Source organism: Pseudomonas sp. LBUM1641, from assembly GCF_059716235.1.
The window spans coordinates 3,985,833-3,999,668 of record NZ_CP166815.1 but is presented as its reverse complement, the minus strand read 5'-3'; the positions used below and the strand labels follow the sequence as shown (position 1 = coordinate 3,999,668).

The 13,836-nt window shown below is 52.5% G+C and carries 12 protein-coding genes and 3 pseudogenes; 7 read left to right on the top strand and 8 right to left on the bottom strand.

All coding sequences use genetic code 11. From position 1 onward, the window contains the following. Window position 1: 1 nt before the first annotated feature. From ACA046_RS18365 to ACA046_RS18345, 5 genes and pseudogenes are all read left to right on the top strand, one after another. Window positions 2-1,180: an EAL domain-containing response regulator gene (locus ACA046_RS18365; RefSeq protein ID WP_497674629.1), complete on the top strand. Its 1,179-nt coding sequence runs from the start codon at window positions 2-4 to the stop codon at window positions 1,178-1,180. Window positions 1,181-1,295: 115 nt separating this feature from the next. Then, on the top strand, window positions 1,296-1,922 hold the full coding sequence (locus ACA046_RS18360) for a response regulator (RefSeq protein WP_497674628.1): 627 nt from the start codon (window positions 1,296-1,298) through the stop codon (window positions 1,920-1,922). Then, window positions 1,922-5,563 (top strand): transporter substrate-binding domain-containing protein, encoded by a 3,642-nt coding sequence (locus ACA046_RS18355; protein ID WP_497674627.1) that lies wholly within the window; start codon window positions 1,922-1,924, stop codon window positions 5,561-5,563. Before ACA046_RS18360 ends, ACA046_RS18355 begins: the two co-directional genes overlap by 1 nt. A gap of 343 nt (window positions 5,564-5,906) precedes the next feature. Next, complete coding sequence (gene tnpB / locus ACA046_RS18350) at window positions 5,907-6,242, top strand: IS66 family insertion sequence element accessory protein TnpB (RefSeq protein WP_497674626.1); 336 nt, start codon at window positions 5,907-5,909, stop codon at window positions 6,240-6,242. Window positions 6,243-6,277: 35 nt separating this feature from the next. Next, window positions 6,278-6,744: pseudogene (locus ACA046_RS18345) on the top strand (IS66 family transposase); the annotation flags it as partial. On the opposite strand, the pseudogene ACA046_RS18340 reads toward ACA046_RS18345, so the two are convergent. From ACA046_RS18340 to ACA046_RS18325, 4 genes and pseudogenes are all read right to left on the bottom strand, one after another. Then, window positions 6,745-7,304: pseudogene (locus ACA046_RS18340) on the bottom strand (IS66 family transposase); the annotation flags it as partial. It lies immediately after the preceding pseudogene. 5 nt (window positions 7,305-7,309) lie between these two features. Continuing rightward, window positions 7,310-7,645, bottom strand: a complete 336-nt coding sequence (locus ACA046_RS18335) for a YceK/YidQ family lipoprotein (protein WP_497674625.1) — start codon at window positions 7,643-7,645, stop codon at window positions 7,310-7,312. 162 nt (window positions 7,646-7,807) lie between these two features. Continuing rightward, complete coding sequence (locus tag ACA046_RS18330; RefSeq protein WP_497674624.1) at window positions 7,808-9,106, bottom strand: sensor histidine kinase; 1,299 nt, start codon at window positions 9,104-9,106, stop codon at window positions 7,808-7,810. After that, complete coding sequence (locus tag ACA046_RS18325) at window positions 9,103-9,774, bottom strand: response regulator transcription factor (RefSeq protein ID WP_497674623.1); 672 nt, start codon at window positions 9,772-9,774, stop codon at window positions 9,103-9,105. The genes ACA046_RS18330 and ACA046_RS18325 overlap by 4 nt, the downstream gene beginning before the upstream one ends. Window positions 9,775-9,939: 165 nt before the next feature. On the opposite strand from ACA046_RS18325, the gene ACA046_RS18320 reads away from it, so the two are divergent. After that, a complete protein-coding gene (locus ACA046_RS18320; protein ID WP_497674622.1) occupies window positions 9,940-10,287 on the top strand; it encodes a hypothetical protein in 348 nt (115 codons plus the stop codon). Window positions 10,288-10,733: 446 nt separating this feature from the next. After that, a pseudogene (gene tnpC / locus ACA046_RS18315) lies at window positions 10,734-11,408 on the top strand (IS66 family transposase); the annotation flags it as partial. Window positions 11,409-11,686: 278 nt separating this feature from the next. On the opposite strand, the gene ACA046_RS18310 reads toward tnpC, so the two are convergent. The 4 genes from ACA046_RS18310 to ACA046_RS18295 are packed head-to-tail and all read right to left on the bottom strand — an operon-like array spanning window position 11,687 to window position 13,225. Next, window positions 11,687-11,881, bottom strand: a complete 195-nt coding sequence (locus tag ACA046_RS18310) for a hypothetical protein (protein WP_497674621.1) — start codon at window positions 11,879-11,881, stop codon at window positions 11,687-11,689. A 13-nt stretch (window positions 11,882-11,894) separates the two neighbouring features. Further along, complete coding sequence (locus ACA046_RS18305) at window positions 11,895-12,599, bottom strand: SEN1982 family lipoprotein (protein WP_497674620.1); 705 nt, start codon at window positions 12,597-12,599, stop codon at window positions 11,895-11,897. Further along, window positions 12,600-12,797, bottom strand: coding sequence for a YqaE/Pmp3 family membrane protein (locus ACA046_RS18300; RefSeq protein ID WP_497674619.1), 198 nt, complete (start codon window positions 12,795-12,797; stop codon window positions 12,600-12,602). A gap of 53 nt (window positions 12,798-12,850) precedes the next feature. Beyond that, window positions 12,851-13,225, bottom strand: a complete 375-nt coding sequence (locus ACA046_RS18295) for a hypothetical protein (protein ID WP_497674618.1) — start codon at window positions 13,223-13,225, stop codon at window positions 12,851-12,853. Window positions 13,226-13,836: the final 611 nt, after the last annotated feature.

Below are 13,836 nucleotides of genomic sequence, written 5' to 3'. Positions count from 1 at the left end.
GATGACTTCCCTTCGCGTTCTTGTTCTAGAAAATCACCCTTCTCGAGATGATGCAGTCGTTGCTGCACTGAGAGGGCTGGGAGTGTCCGATATTTTGCGGGCCGATTCAGCCGAGCAGGCAATGGCGTTGTTGAACAAGGAGGGCGGTGTTGATATCGTTCTTTGCGACCTAGGTGACCATAGCCTTGTATGGCTCGAGTTTCTGAGATGTGCCGGTCAGTTGGGTTTGGTTCAGGCGGTTGTTTTATTCTGTAAGTTGCAGCCGCCTTTGCGTCGAGCCTTGGATCATGTGGTTAATTTCTCTGGCTTGAAATTGTTAGGCGTTCTCAGTCCTCCAATCCAAACCCAAGCCTTAGAAAAAGTGCTACAACGTTATAGTCTAACAGATCTGATCGTATCGACCACTGGCGAGTTACCCTGTGTGTTACCCAGCGAAGAAGACATTCGCCGTGGCCTCGATCTGGGAGAGTTCCGAGCCTACTATCAACCTAAATTTTTACTCGGCAGTGGGGAAGATGCAGGTGCTGAAGTATTGGCTCGATGGCAGCACCCCGTCAGGGGCCTCTTGTTACCCAAGGATTTTCTCGCCGCAGTGCTGGCCTACGACTTGATCGATGAGATGTTCAAGCAGCTTTTCGAACAGGGCTTGAGTTTGCTTAGCGTGTTACATCGAAGTAATCATTCGCTAGGCTTGGCTTTCAACTTGAGCGCGTCACAATTGCACGGGAACGGCCTGGCCGAGTATATTTATCGTGCGCTCGAGCGCTATGGTCTACCAGGGGGAGATTTGACCTTCGAGTTGGCGGAAAGCGGTCTGTTGGAGGCCAAACACAGCATCCAAGAAAGTCTGATTCGCTTACGATTGATGGGCTGTGGCTTGTCCATCGATGATTTCGGCATTGGTTTTTTTTCGCTAAAGTCACTTTGTCAACTGCCTTTTACGCAGATAAAACTCAATGAAGAGTTTGTTCAGACCATCCATCAGCCTCGCAGTCAGGCAATTATCAGCGGTGCCTTAGCGCTCGCGTGCTCATTGAGTGTGGAATTGTTGATCGAGGGCGTCAGCAACGCTCAAGAGTGCCAAACGCTCATAGATTTGGGTTGTCACCTTGGGCAAGGCTTCCACCACGCATATCCGATGACATCCCATCAACTGATAAGTTGGCTTAACAAAAATTAGTCAGCGGTTCAGGTCGCATCGGCCTATGATTTCCAATGGGGCCGCAGGTGCCGTGTGACGGCCTGCTGTTCATAAGCCACGTCACGCGCTACCCACTTTGTTTCCAGAGGTTCAAATGCTTAAAGCAATGATTGTGGATGATCATCCATTCATCCGCTCTGCTGTCAGGATGATCCTCAAGCAAGAAAAATATGATGTCGTAGCTGAGGCGGGAAATGGGGCTGATGCTGTTCAGCTCGCCAGAGAGCATTTGCCCGATCTCATTTTATTGGACATTGCCATGCCGGGTGTCGACGGACTTGATGCGTTGAACCGAATCGCCTCACTTCAAATCTCGGCCAAGATTTTGGTACTGACCTCGTTGTCGGCGGTTTTTTATTCGTTGCGTTGCATGAAGTCCGGTGCCTCTGGTTACGTCTCAAAGTCAAATGATCTTTGTGAGCTAGTTAAGGCTATCAATGCGATCAAATCGGGTTATACGTTCTTCCCTGACCTTTCTCTCAACTCGGTACGCAAGGATGACGCCCAGTCAACTGAATTGACGTTAATACAAAGCTTGTCTGACCGTGAATTGTCAATTCTTCAACAGCTCGCCAATGGTCTAACCAACAAGCAGATCGGTGAAGCGATGTTGCTCAGTAACAAAACTATCAGCACCTATAAGGCTCGTCTTATCGAAAAACTCAATATCACGTCGTTGATCCATTTGGCGGAGTTCGCCAAGCGTAACGGCGTTATCTAATGCATTGCGTGCTTAGGAATTGCCTTGCACTGTTGGCTGTGTTTGGGGCGACTTGCTTCGCGATACCCATTGCCGCGCAAACGGACGTCTTGCAACTGCTAGGTCGGTCCAAAGTCGAGCATTACAGCGCTTCGCTTGATGATATGGATTGGCGCTGGTTGAGGGAAAAGGGTACGTTGCGGCTAGGCGTCTCTGCACCGGATTATCCACCGTTTGACATCACCAGCAATGGTAATTACGAAGGGATGACTGCGGACTACGTAAGGCTGGTTTCCGAGCTGCTCCACGTTCAAATTGAGATCATTCGTTTCGGCTCTCGTGCTGAGCTAGTTCAGGCGCTGAAAAACAGGGACGTGGACCTACTGGGCACTGCAAACGGCTTTGAGGGGAGCGATCCTGAGTTGCTGATGTCGGCGGCATACGCGGATGATCAGCCCACGTTGGTAACTCGCAATGGTGATCGAACACCGCTGCCGCCAAACCTGGCAGGTAAGAAAATTGCAATGCTATATCACTACCTGCCACCACAACAGGTGCACGATTTTTACCCGGATGCCGATCTACAACTTCACTCGTCGACGCTCAATGCAGTCGGCGCCGTTGCGTTTGGCAAAGCTGATGTTTATCTAAGTGATGCCATCAGTGCCAACTATCTCATCAGCCGTAATTATTTGAGCAACGTACAGCTCGCTGGTTTCTCCAGTATGGAGGGTAGTCACTTTGCGTTCGCCATGCTTCGCGAGCATCGCCCGTTGCAGCGTGTGGTCAATGCGGCGCTCGCGGCCATTCCGTTGAATGAACGTTTGGCCATCTTGCGTCGCTGGGGGGCTACGGAGATTCGCATGCCGGGCCAGCATCCATTGCAATTTACCGTACGTGAGCAGCGCTGGCTGGATGAGCACCCTCGGGTTAAAGTTGCAGTGGTCGAAAATTTCTTGCCGATGTCATTCTTTGACGAGAGGGGCGAATTACGGGGTATCAGTGCTGATGTACTGGAAAAAATCAGCTTGCGGACGGGGTTGCAGTTCGACATTGTGCGAAGTGACTCACTGACCCATGTTATTGCGCAATTGCGGGAAGGCAATGCCGAGGTAGTTGCTGCTATCACTCCGAGCGCCGAACGCGAAGAGGATATGCGTTTTACCCGCCCCTATTTGACCGTGCCCTATGTACTGGTCACCCGAGCTGCGGCAGGAAGCCCCAGCACGCTTGAAGAGATGACAGGTAAAAAACTAGCATTGATCAGTGGCAATGTATTGTACGAGTTTCTCAGCGTTCGGTTTCCGCAGATTCAGATCGTGAGTGTAGATAACGCCGCACAAGCCATGGCGTTAGTGGCCAGTGGAAAAGTTGACGGGGCGGTTAATACATTGCTCAGCGCCCGCTACATGATTTCACGTCAATATCGAGAGCGGTTGCAGGTGTCCAGCACGGTTGGCGACGTGCCGGCTTGCGTCTCGTTTGCGACTGGACGTGGGTCACTAGAGCTGTACTCAATATTGGAAAAAGCACTACTGAGTATCTCGCCAGAAGAAATGGGGGAGCTGGCCAATCGTTGGCACAGCGAAGTGGTGGTTGAAGACAGTTATTGGCTACGAAATCGTGCGGTCATTCTTCAAGGGTTTGGCATAGCGGGCTTGCTTTTACTGATTGCTTTTGCATGGATTGCGTACCTGCGAAACCTGATCCTGCGCAGGAAAGCAGCAGAAAACGCCCTCAGCAATCAATTAGAATTCATGCGGGTACTAATCGACGGCACTCCGCACCCGATTTATGTACGAGATCGCGAAGCGCGCATGTTGGTGTGCAACAACGCTTATCTTGAGGTGTTTGGCCTCCGGCATGAGCAGGTCGTGGGCAAATTTATCACCGAAAGTGATTTTGCCGATCCCATCGAAGCCATGGCTTACCATGCGGAGTATCTCCAGGTCATTGCCGAAGCAGTTTCGCGTACCGAAGACCGAACTTTAACATTGCCAAACGGCAAGACGATCACCATTTATCATTGGGTCCTGCCTTATCGCGATATTGGTGGAGGGGTGATCGGCATAATTGCGGGATGGATCGATATCAGCGAACGGCAGCGCTTACTTGGGTTGGTAGAGGATGCCAGGAATGTGGCTGATGACGCTAATAGGGCGAAAACTACGTTTTTAGCCACCATGAGTCATGAGATTCGCACGCCAATGAATGCCGTGATTGGCATGCTTGAGCTCGCGCTCAAAAAAGCTGACAAGGGAGTGCTTGATCGTTTCGCACTCGAAGTTGCTTCCGGCGCAGCGCTCGGTTTACAGGACTTGATTGGCGACATTCTGGACATCGCTCGAATCGAATCAGGAAAACTTTCATTGGCCCCGGAACGGGCTAATTTACGGGAGCTGGTTCAATCCTTGGTGCGGATTTTTGAGGGGCTGGCTCGACAGAAAAATCTACGCCTTGTACTTGATTTGGATGCACGTGCCTATGGTGATGTATTGATTGATCCACTGCGCTTCAAACAGGTGGTTTCTAACCTGCTTAGTAACGCAATCAAGTTCACAGCCGAGGGAGAAATACATCTTTCCCTCGAAGTCTTGCCTTCAGCGCTTGAGGGGCATTTGTCTGTGCGTTTGCGAGTCGAAGACACCGGTATCGGCATTTCCGTTAAGGATCAGCAACGACTATTCAGTCCCTTCACCCAGGCCGGTAACAACAATCAATCTGCACGTGTAGGCTCTGGTCTTGGACTAGTAATCAGCCGCACACTATGTGAAATGATGGGAGGGACATTGTGTCTGAGCAGTGAGCTGGGCAAGGGCACCGAAATCGAAATGCTGTTTGAACTGCCGATGCTCGAGCCGTTTGCCGAGGCGGTATCTTCGGCGGTCAACAAGGAAGTTAAACAGCGCGAGCTCAGCATTTTGGTGGTCGATGATTACCCCCCCAATCGCCTTCTACTCTCCAAACAGCTGAGTTACTTGGGGCACAAGGTCATTGAAGCGGAAGATGGTGCTCATGGATTGCGCGCCTGGAGGGCTCAAGCTGTTGATGTCGTCATTACTGACTGTAATATGCCTATTATGAATGGTTATGCGTTGGCTCGAGCGATACGTATTGAGGAGCAGGAGCGTGATGTGCGTCGTTGCCTGATCATAGGCTTCACAGCCAATGCGCAGCCTGATGAAAAGGCTAACTGCCTGAATGCTGGGATGGACGATTGTCTTTTTAAGCCCACGAACCTGAAAGTTCTGAGCGAGTGCTTAACCTTGGCCTCAGGCACCACTGCGGTTGAGGTGCCGGATACTGCGCTTGTGCAAGATGGAAGTATCGACTTCGGTCATTTGGAGCAATTGGTCGGCGGAGATATTGGGCTATTTCAAGAGCTATTGGGCGACCTAGCCAAGAGCAATGAGGATGATTTGGCCAGATTGCCGGCGATCTTCTTTGAGGAAGATATTCAAGCGCTTTCTGACCTCGCCCATAAAGTGAAGGGCGGAGCACGGATTATTAAAGCTCAGAGCTTGATCGTGGCGTGCGAGCAGTTGGAATCGGCGTGTGAAAGCTGTTCTAGTGATGAGGTTTTGGAGCTGGCGGTCGCGAGTATGAACGCTGAAATGCTGGGGCTCGCCATGAGTCTAAAAGCTTATCGAGGAGTAGTTTGATCGTAAGCAGTCGGCGAAGTCATCTACCCGATCAGTACGTCAAGAAGGATAAAGGCGATAGCGTCCACGATTTTTAAAGTGGAGTAACTTGGCGTCTCCGTCTCCAGTGTCGCCTTGAGACAAAGAGTCAATGCCAATGTCGTCCGTAGATGGCTGCCGCTCAAGCGCAATAATGCGGTCGTGAATTTGCCCGTCTTTGTGCCTTTACAGCTTGCCCCGCGGACCAGACAAAGCCTTAGTCATCGGTCAGTATCGAGATGCCTTACGAACAAGGGGTTCTGACCCTTACATGGCCCGCTGCCGATCCGGCAGGATGTGCCCGGTTCGTTCTCGGTCTGACACGATGATCCGCATCGACTCCATCTGGCTCGCCACCGAGCCCATGGACATGCGCGCCGGCACCGAAACCGCGCTCGCGCGGGTGGTCGCGGTGTTCGGTGCGGCGCAGCCGCACTGTGCTTATCTGTTTGCCAACCGCCGTGCCAATCGCATGAAAGTGCTGGTGCATGATGGGCTGGGCATCTGGCTGGCGGCCCCCCGCCTGCATCAGGGCAAGTTTTTCTGGCCCGGTTCTCGGCACGGCTCGCAGATAGAGTTGGCCGCCGAGCAACTGCATGCCCTGGTGCTGGGTTTGCCTTGGCAAAGAGTCGGTCCAGGCATCGCGATTTCCATCCTGTAATCTCTGCCACGTCCCGCCTGGTCCTGCAATTGTCACCGACAGCAGGGTTGCTGGCCCACGTCATGCTCGCGAAGCATGCCGACCATTTGCCCCTTTACCGTCAGGAATCGATTTTTGGTCGAGCCGGTTTGGCCATCCCACGTTCAACCCTGGCCCAATGGGTTGGCGTGAGCGGTGTGCAGTTGCAGCCTCTGATCGACGCACTGCGAGAGGTGGTGCTTGGGCAAGATGTCATCCACGCCGACGAAACTCCGGTGCAGATGCTCACTCCGGGCGCGAAGAAAACCCATCGTGCCTATGTCTGGGCATACGGCAGCGGCGCGTTTGCCGACATCAAGGCGGTGGTTTACGACTTCACCCCAAGTCGTGCGGGGGACACGCTCGCCGCTTCTTGCAGGGCTGTAAGGGCAAGCTGGTATGCGACGACTTCGGAGGCTACAAAGCCTCATTTCCCCTCGGAATGACTGAAATCGGCTGCATGGCCCATGCGCGGCGCAAGTTCGTCGCGCAGCGCGTCGACCAGAGGCGGCAACTGCACGCCAGTTACGCCAACCCATTGAGCCAGCGTTGAGCGCTGAATCGTCAAGCTAGCTTGACCGAAAATCGACTCTTGGCGGTAAAGCGGAAGATGTTCGGCAAACTTGGCGATCATGACGTGGGCAAGCAGCCCGGCGGTCGGGATGCCCTCATCAATGACCTGCGCCGGAACCGGCGCCTGGATAAGCGTTTCGCAGTCATCGCATATCCACTTACCACGGACATGGTGCTCAACGGTAAATACGCCGGGCTGTATGTAGTCCAGCTTCTCGCTAACGTCCTCACCGATGCGCTTTAGTACGCAGCCACCTGGGCAGTGAGTGTTGTCAGGCTCGTGATGGATCAGCGTGCGAGGAAATTGCGCTGGCAGCGCCGCGCGTTTGGGCTGCTGGCGCAATTTGGGTTCGACTGCGGCCGGTTGCAGCGCTTCAAGTTCGGCTTCGATGGCTGCGATGTCAGTGTCGATCAGGTCGTCAAGCAGGCTGGCCTGATCCGGCTCAGTTGCTCGCTGCGCTTAGGAAGCTTGAAGCTCAATTAATGCTGATGCTGCCTTGCATACCTTGCTGATACACACTGTAAGGCAGCAGTAGTGTGTCTAAAATACTGGAGGGGATAAAATCCAAAAGGGGCAGAGGAATAGCATTGGCGGTGATGAGGCCGGGGGTAGTAGTTGGCGAGCTGTGCAAAATACAGAGGTTATAAAATACCCCGCTGTAAACCCGTGGAATGGATGCGCAATGAGTATTCCACTTTCGCAGATTCTGACGGGCGACGTCATCAGTGCGAAATACAGTATTGATGGTGCCGCACCCTACCAGCAAAAAAGCGGTGAAAGTAGCGAGCAGCGCACGATACGTCTGGATCATGATGGATTCCTACTCAAGTTATTGGTATGGCCTTGCGAGGGGCTAATTAGTCAGAGGGCCACACGATAAACGCTAAGAGGTTAATGCCGGGTTAACGTCCGTCATGGACTTTTCTGGGGCCGCAAACGCTGATATAGAGGCACGCTCGAATCCCTTCTCCCTTTAATCGGGAAAGCTTGAACATGGCGTAGCGGTTTCGCTAAGAAATTTGACTAGCACGGTGAAACTCTGATTTGCATTGCGGTACTGAATCTTCCAGCCGAGTCGTTCGCATAGGTTCTGCAAGAGTTCTAGGCCCAAGCCGTAACCGAAATCTGCCGAATCCGCCCTGATTATTTGATCCCCTGTGTGGTTCTCTATGCACAGTTGCGACGGAGTGCAGGTGATCTCGATAAGGCCCTCATCGGTGTATTGGAGCGCATTGCGTAGCAGATTGCCTATGACTATGCGTGTCGCGTTCGCAGGTAAAGGGTAGAGCCCATCATGGGTATTGATCACCACCGTAATGGGGCGGGAGTTGATCAAATATTGATTTTCCTCCAGCAGTTCCTCAAGCAATCGGCGCATGTTCAAAGGTGACGTGGTCAGGTTGGTCTGCTGTTCACGGCTCATCCACAACAAGGTTTCCGTGATGCCTTGCATGTTCAGCACCGAGCGTTTCATGCGCATCAGGGGCGGCGAAAGTTGGCCCTCGGCGCTACATTCCAACAATTGTAGATTGGCTTTAAGCACCGTCAGGGGCGTGCGTAGCTCATGGCTGGTATATCGCAGCAAACGCTCTTCACGAAGGCTCGCCGCCTTTACTCGCTGGACGCTATGCAGCAATGATTCGGCAAGGATGTTGAGCTCCCGATAATTGAAACTTGGGCGTTGGACGATATCGGCGGCCGGGTTGGCCAGGGTCATCGACCATTGGGCTAAGCGTCGCAATGGGCGAACGACCAGCCAGACTAGAACCATGATCAGCAACAAGGCCATCGATGGAACAAAGAGGCTTATGATCAGCAGGTCCACTAGTTTTTTTTCGATGTACTCGTCGGACAAGCGCTTCTCGGAGTCTGGGACTTCGGCGCTCTGGTTCTCATAGAGAAACAAGGTTTTCCCATCGTAAAGCGGCTGTAGTTGAAGGCGCGTTGACTCTGGAAACTCACCATCGAAAACTTGCATCGCACCGATCCTTCGTGACGGTGGTGAATGCATGACTTGGCGCACATTCTCGGGCAAGCTGTTTTTATCAATGACGCCACTGAACGCTGCACTGTGGGGCAACGGTGTATTTGGGTTTTTTTGGTAGCGAGCGGCAAAATATAGCGCCTCCTCTTCCATCAACAGACCGGTGATGTAGTCCAATCCGTACCCGGAATAAGCCAGTACTATCTGGATGTAAATCACCAGGGAAGTCCCAATCACCAACGATGCGCCGCCACCGATTACATACTTAAGACTCAAGCCTTTTCTCACAACGCCTCCAACCTGAAACCAACACCGGGCAGGGTATGAATAAGCGATTTACTGAAGCCTATATCAATAGTGCGACGTAGCCGAAACATATGGACTTTCAAGCTATTGCTGTCCGGTGAGTCGTCCCCCCATATGGCCACCTCCAGACGCTGCCTGCTCACCGGCTCCGGGCTCGCGCGCATAAGACACTCCAGCAATCGCCAGCCAGTTGGTGAGACATGAAGAGGCTCACCGTTGCGCGAGACCTTGCGACTGGATAGATCCATGTACAAGTCCGCGACTTGTAGGACGCTGTTCTGGCCGCTGCGCCGCTGGCTCAACGCATGAATCCTTGCGACCAACTCTGGCAACTCAAAGGGTTTAACCAGGTAGTCATCGGCGCCTGCGGCGAAACCGTCCAGCTTGTCTTGTAAGGCATCCAGAGAGGTCAGCATAAGTGTTGGGATTTGTACGCCACTCTCGCGCAGTGAACGGCAGACCTGTTGGCCATTTAGCCTGGGTAGCATGATGTCCAGAAGGATGACGTCGTAGTGCTGGGTGCTTGCTAGGTGCAGCCCCGTGCGTCCGTCGCCGGCGTGGTCGCAAACCATGCGATTGATTTCCAGGTACTCAATCAAGGTCGTCGCCAAATCGATATTGTCTTCGACCACCAGAACGCTGATATACATAGGTGCTCCCTCAGGCTTTGATAGCTGGCGCGCTACTGGCACGTTATCGACCTCCCAAATATGCTGACCAGCATAGCCTGTCTTAAGTCGCTTTTTGCCGTTGTTAACCCAGCGTTCACCTTTGGCGTCCTATGGTCCTGCCAACACTCTCATAAGGAAGTTGGCATGGTTGACCTAAAAAATTTCCGAGTCGGGCATCTTGAAGTGATCATCCTCGCAGTGGTCATCATAGGGCTGATGGCCTGCTCCTTTCCTCAATCAGGCAGAACGCAGTTGTGGGCAGATGTTGTAGAGGATGGGGCGGCGGGGTGCATTGAAGATGTATCACTGATAAGCGAACTGGCGACAGTTGGTGGTGCGGGCGATGAAAGCTCCGATACCGCTATGAGGGTTGACTCGCTGACTGAACCAGACCCCGAGGTGTGGGTGATTCAGCGCTGTACGACTTTGTGGGGCGATGACGCGAGGCTGGTTGAGACTGCCCGGCATGTTGATATGAGGACTGTTTCGTGAAAGGAGGTGATCCTGAAAGCTATGATGCGCAAACGATATTGTGCGTATGTGTGATTCTAGTGATCATTGGTTGGGCCTTCTACTTCGTAAAATTCAGTACTGAAACTAGAAGCTTGAGGGGCTGTGTTCTTATGTGTGATCGGCAATGTACTACCCTGTCGATTTGGCGTAGGCCTGCTTGGCTATGAGCGTTTAGGCGATAATTTCGTATTCTGTGACAGGGGAGGGGGCGCGTTGAGGTTGTGGCTCAGCGCGACGCTGGCAATCGAGGCGGCAAGTTCGGAGCACTCTTGAATGACACCGCCTTTGGAGGATTTGGAGTAGGAACGGCGTTGTGGTTGCATGAAAGACCCGCTTAAAAGGCTAGAAATGGTGTCCGCTTTAATTTAAGTGCATGTGCCCTTTGGCGTCGGGGTCAGGAAGGTGTGTTGGCCGGATGGATACAGTTCTCGGACTTGATAGCGGTGGTTTACGACTTCAGCCCCAGTCGTGCCGGATAGCATGCTCGCAACTTCCTGCCTGACTGGAAAGGAAAGTTGGTCTGCGATGATTTTGGCGGTTACAACGCCAGCTTCGAATTTGGCGTTACCGAAATCGAGTGCATGCCTCATGCGCGGCGTAAGTTTTTCGAACTGCCAGCCACGAACAAAAGCACGCTCGCCGAACAAACCCTGTGCCATATTCAGTTGTTGTTCGAAATCGAGAGTGAAGTCCGCGACCTGGAGCCGGATTTACGGCGCCGAATACGGCAAGAAAAAGCCGTGTCGGTGATGGATATGCTGCATGCCTGGATGATCCCAGCGTGACCTCGTGCTCGAAGGTTCGTCGATCAGCAAAGCACTCGATTACAGCCTGAAACGCTGGGCAACGCTGTCAGCGCTACCTTGACGACGGGGCAGTACCTATAGACAACAATTGGGCCGGAATCCAAATCAGGCCATGGACTATTGGGCGCAGAAACTGGCTCTTCGCAGGGTCGTTACGCAGTGGCAAACGGGCGGCAGCGATTATGAACTTGACAGTCGGCGTGGCTCAATGGACATGATCCGTATGCGTACCTGAAGAATGTTCTTGCGCGCCTGCCAACGCAGCTGCTGCCGCATAGGTGGCGAACAATTTAGCCGTGCATGAAGGCCGCTAGGCCGGAGCCCCCCCCCGTGCATCTAGCAACCTATCTCCCTGACACCAGTGCCAAACGGCAAGCCAACCGATGAATACCGCGCCGAGTACTTGATTAAGGCGCCTCGCAATCTGAGAATTTGTTGCTAGCTTGCGCCCTACTTTATTGCATTGGCGCCGGCAGCCAGCGCGGTGGCCTTGAGGTTGGTCCAGATCGATTCAGCTGTATTGCCAGTTTTCTGTTACGCCAGGCCTAGGTTGCTTTTGCCTGTATTGGTGTTTACCAAATAGCTTGATTTAAAGCCGTCATCTTCTCAATTTGAAATCGTGAAAGTGTCTTCTTCAAGGCTAAGAGCAAAGGCGGTTTTTTTTTGATTGCATCACTTGTCACGGCAACGAATGCACAGCCAACGACAAGTCCACCCAGCACGACAACCGATGTGACAACGGCACGGCGAAGGTAAGTCATTTTCATAAAGCTCTCTTTATTAAATTGAATTACGGATAAATACTTCAGTCCCCAGCCCTTTTGGTTTCCAGCCAAGGCTCGTCAACTTAACGCCGTGCTGCTGTTCTTTTTTACTCGCAGCATTGATAATTTCAACAATGTAAGGAAATGCGAGTTGGAACTCTGGTTTTTTAGTCCAGTCGGCCAGTCCGTCTATCTTGTACAGGTATTTAACTTTCGCTTCTTGGTAGGCGCCAAACTTCATTGGTCCTTCCCATTTCACGATCTTATCGAGTGATTTTTTGCCGTAGCAAATATCGCCTTGCATCATTTTTTTTATGCCATCAAAACTGATCTGTATCACCTCTTTTTCATTGTAAAACTTCTTGCCAGCGTCGCTCAGCACGTACCGCTTCACTTTGATTTTTCGGCCTGTTGGCTTGTTGTAGGATGGACCTATTCCACCAAGTTCATCGACTTCGGTGTCTGCGCCGGACACCAATCCAATAGCCGCCAGAGCTTCCATTTGCCCAGCCGTTCCTGTCGGCATGGTCTTCCACATGCGCAAATCCATCTCCGTCACATCGACAGGCCACTTGTTGTGCTGCAGGCAAAGCTCGCCTTTCTTGTCAAGGTACTGACTGATGGCTAAGCCAAAATTTTTCTCATTCGCGTCCTGCTTGCTACCGCAACCAGCCAACCAAAGAGCACCTAAAACTGCCGCACAAATCATACGTGTTTTCATTTACGCGCTCCCTTGGCTGAGAGCTTTTTCGATCTTCTTATCGGTGTTGTACTGACTCAATGCGTACACCGCCCATATCGTTGCCGGAAGCCAGCCGATGAGAGTGAATTGCAGAATTAGACAGATGACGCCAGCAATGGCGCGGCCTATCGTGAAGAAGGTTAGCCAAGGGAGAATTAGGGAAATAATCAACCGCATATGCAGAGCCTGTGTGGTTGTAACGGATAAAATGGTATGACTTCGTAGGTTATTTACGACTGATCCCATACCTCAATCGTCAGAACTTGGTCAGGTTTGCAGCCGTCGATTTTTTCGTGGTGCATGATGATGTTGCCCTTCCAGCCTGCGGGCATCACGTAGTCGCCACCGATGATCGTCATATCGCTATGGTCGGGGATGCCTTTCGAAAGTATGGGCAACACGTCGCCAGCCTTAGCGGTGTAACGGTTCGGGTAGCCACTGCTAGATAGCTGCGTGGCCTTGCCTTCCTTGGTGAGCTTTGTCACCCAGTCGATACCGCCGACACTGGTTTCCCAGTTCGCCAGCACAGCGGCCTTGCGGTTGCTGTTTAGAGTATCGCGCTCTTCCGGCGTTTGTGCTGCAATCACTATCCACCAGCCAATCATTCCTACTCTCCCTCGGGAACCAGCAAAAATCGGACAAAATCGTACTAAACCAAGGTCGTTAAGTGCGTTTGCTGCTCCATTGCTCCTCGGCCCCCAACGCCCGCGTTTTTACCGTCTCCTCCATTGCAGGAGGCACCACCTCCACGCTTACTGGCGGCTGAGCGTATCGATTGATACGCCATGAACTGCGATCTATTGAGAATCACGGGGCGGGGATCCCCTGGGCAAGCCTCCCGCAATACCACGAACGCCGCTCGTACCGACGGCCCAAGGAGTCCCTGAACTTACAAGGCGCGCCAGATACTGGTGTCAGCCAACCAGACATGGGCGCCAAAAAAATACTCTCCCGTCACGGACGAAGCATTCGGGTTATCGCTCTACTCGCTACTCTGATCGGCCATCGATCATCTGATTTGACTGAATCAAAAGCTCCTGCGTGCGGTGTGCCGGTTTCAGGTGATGATCAAGCGTAGTTAGCTCCGGATGCCAAAGAACTGCGCCAAAGGACAGCTCAGAGGGAACTTAGGATTAGCCGCTAAAGAGTAACAAAGGCAAAAAGCAGTGAATGTAGGGGATTTCTGAAGGTGTCTCTTCCGCGGTGAACGGGACTC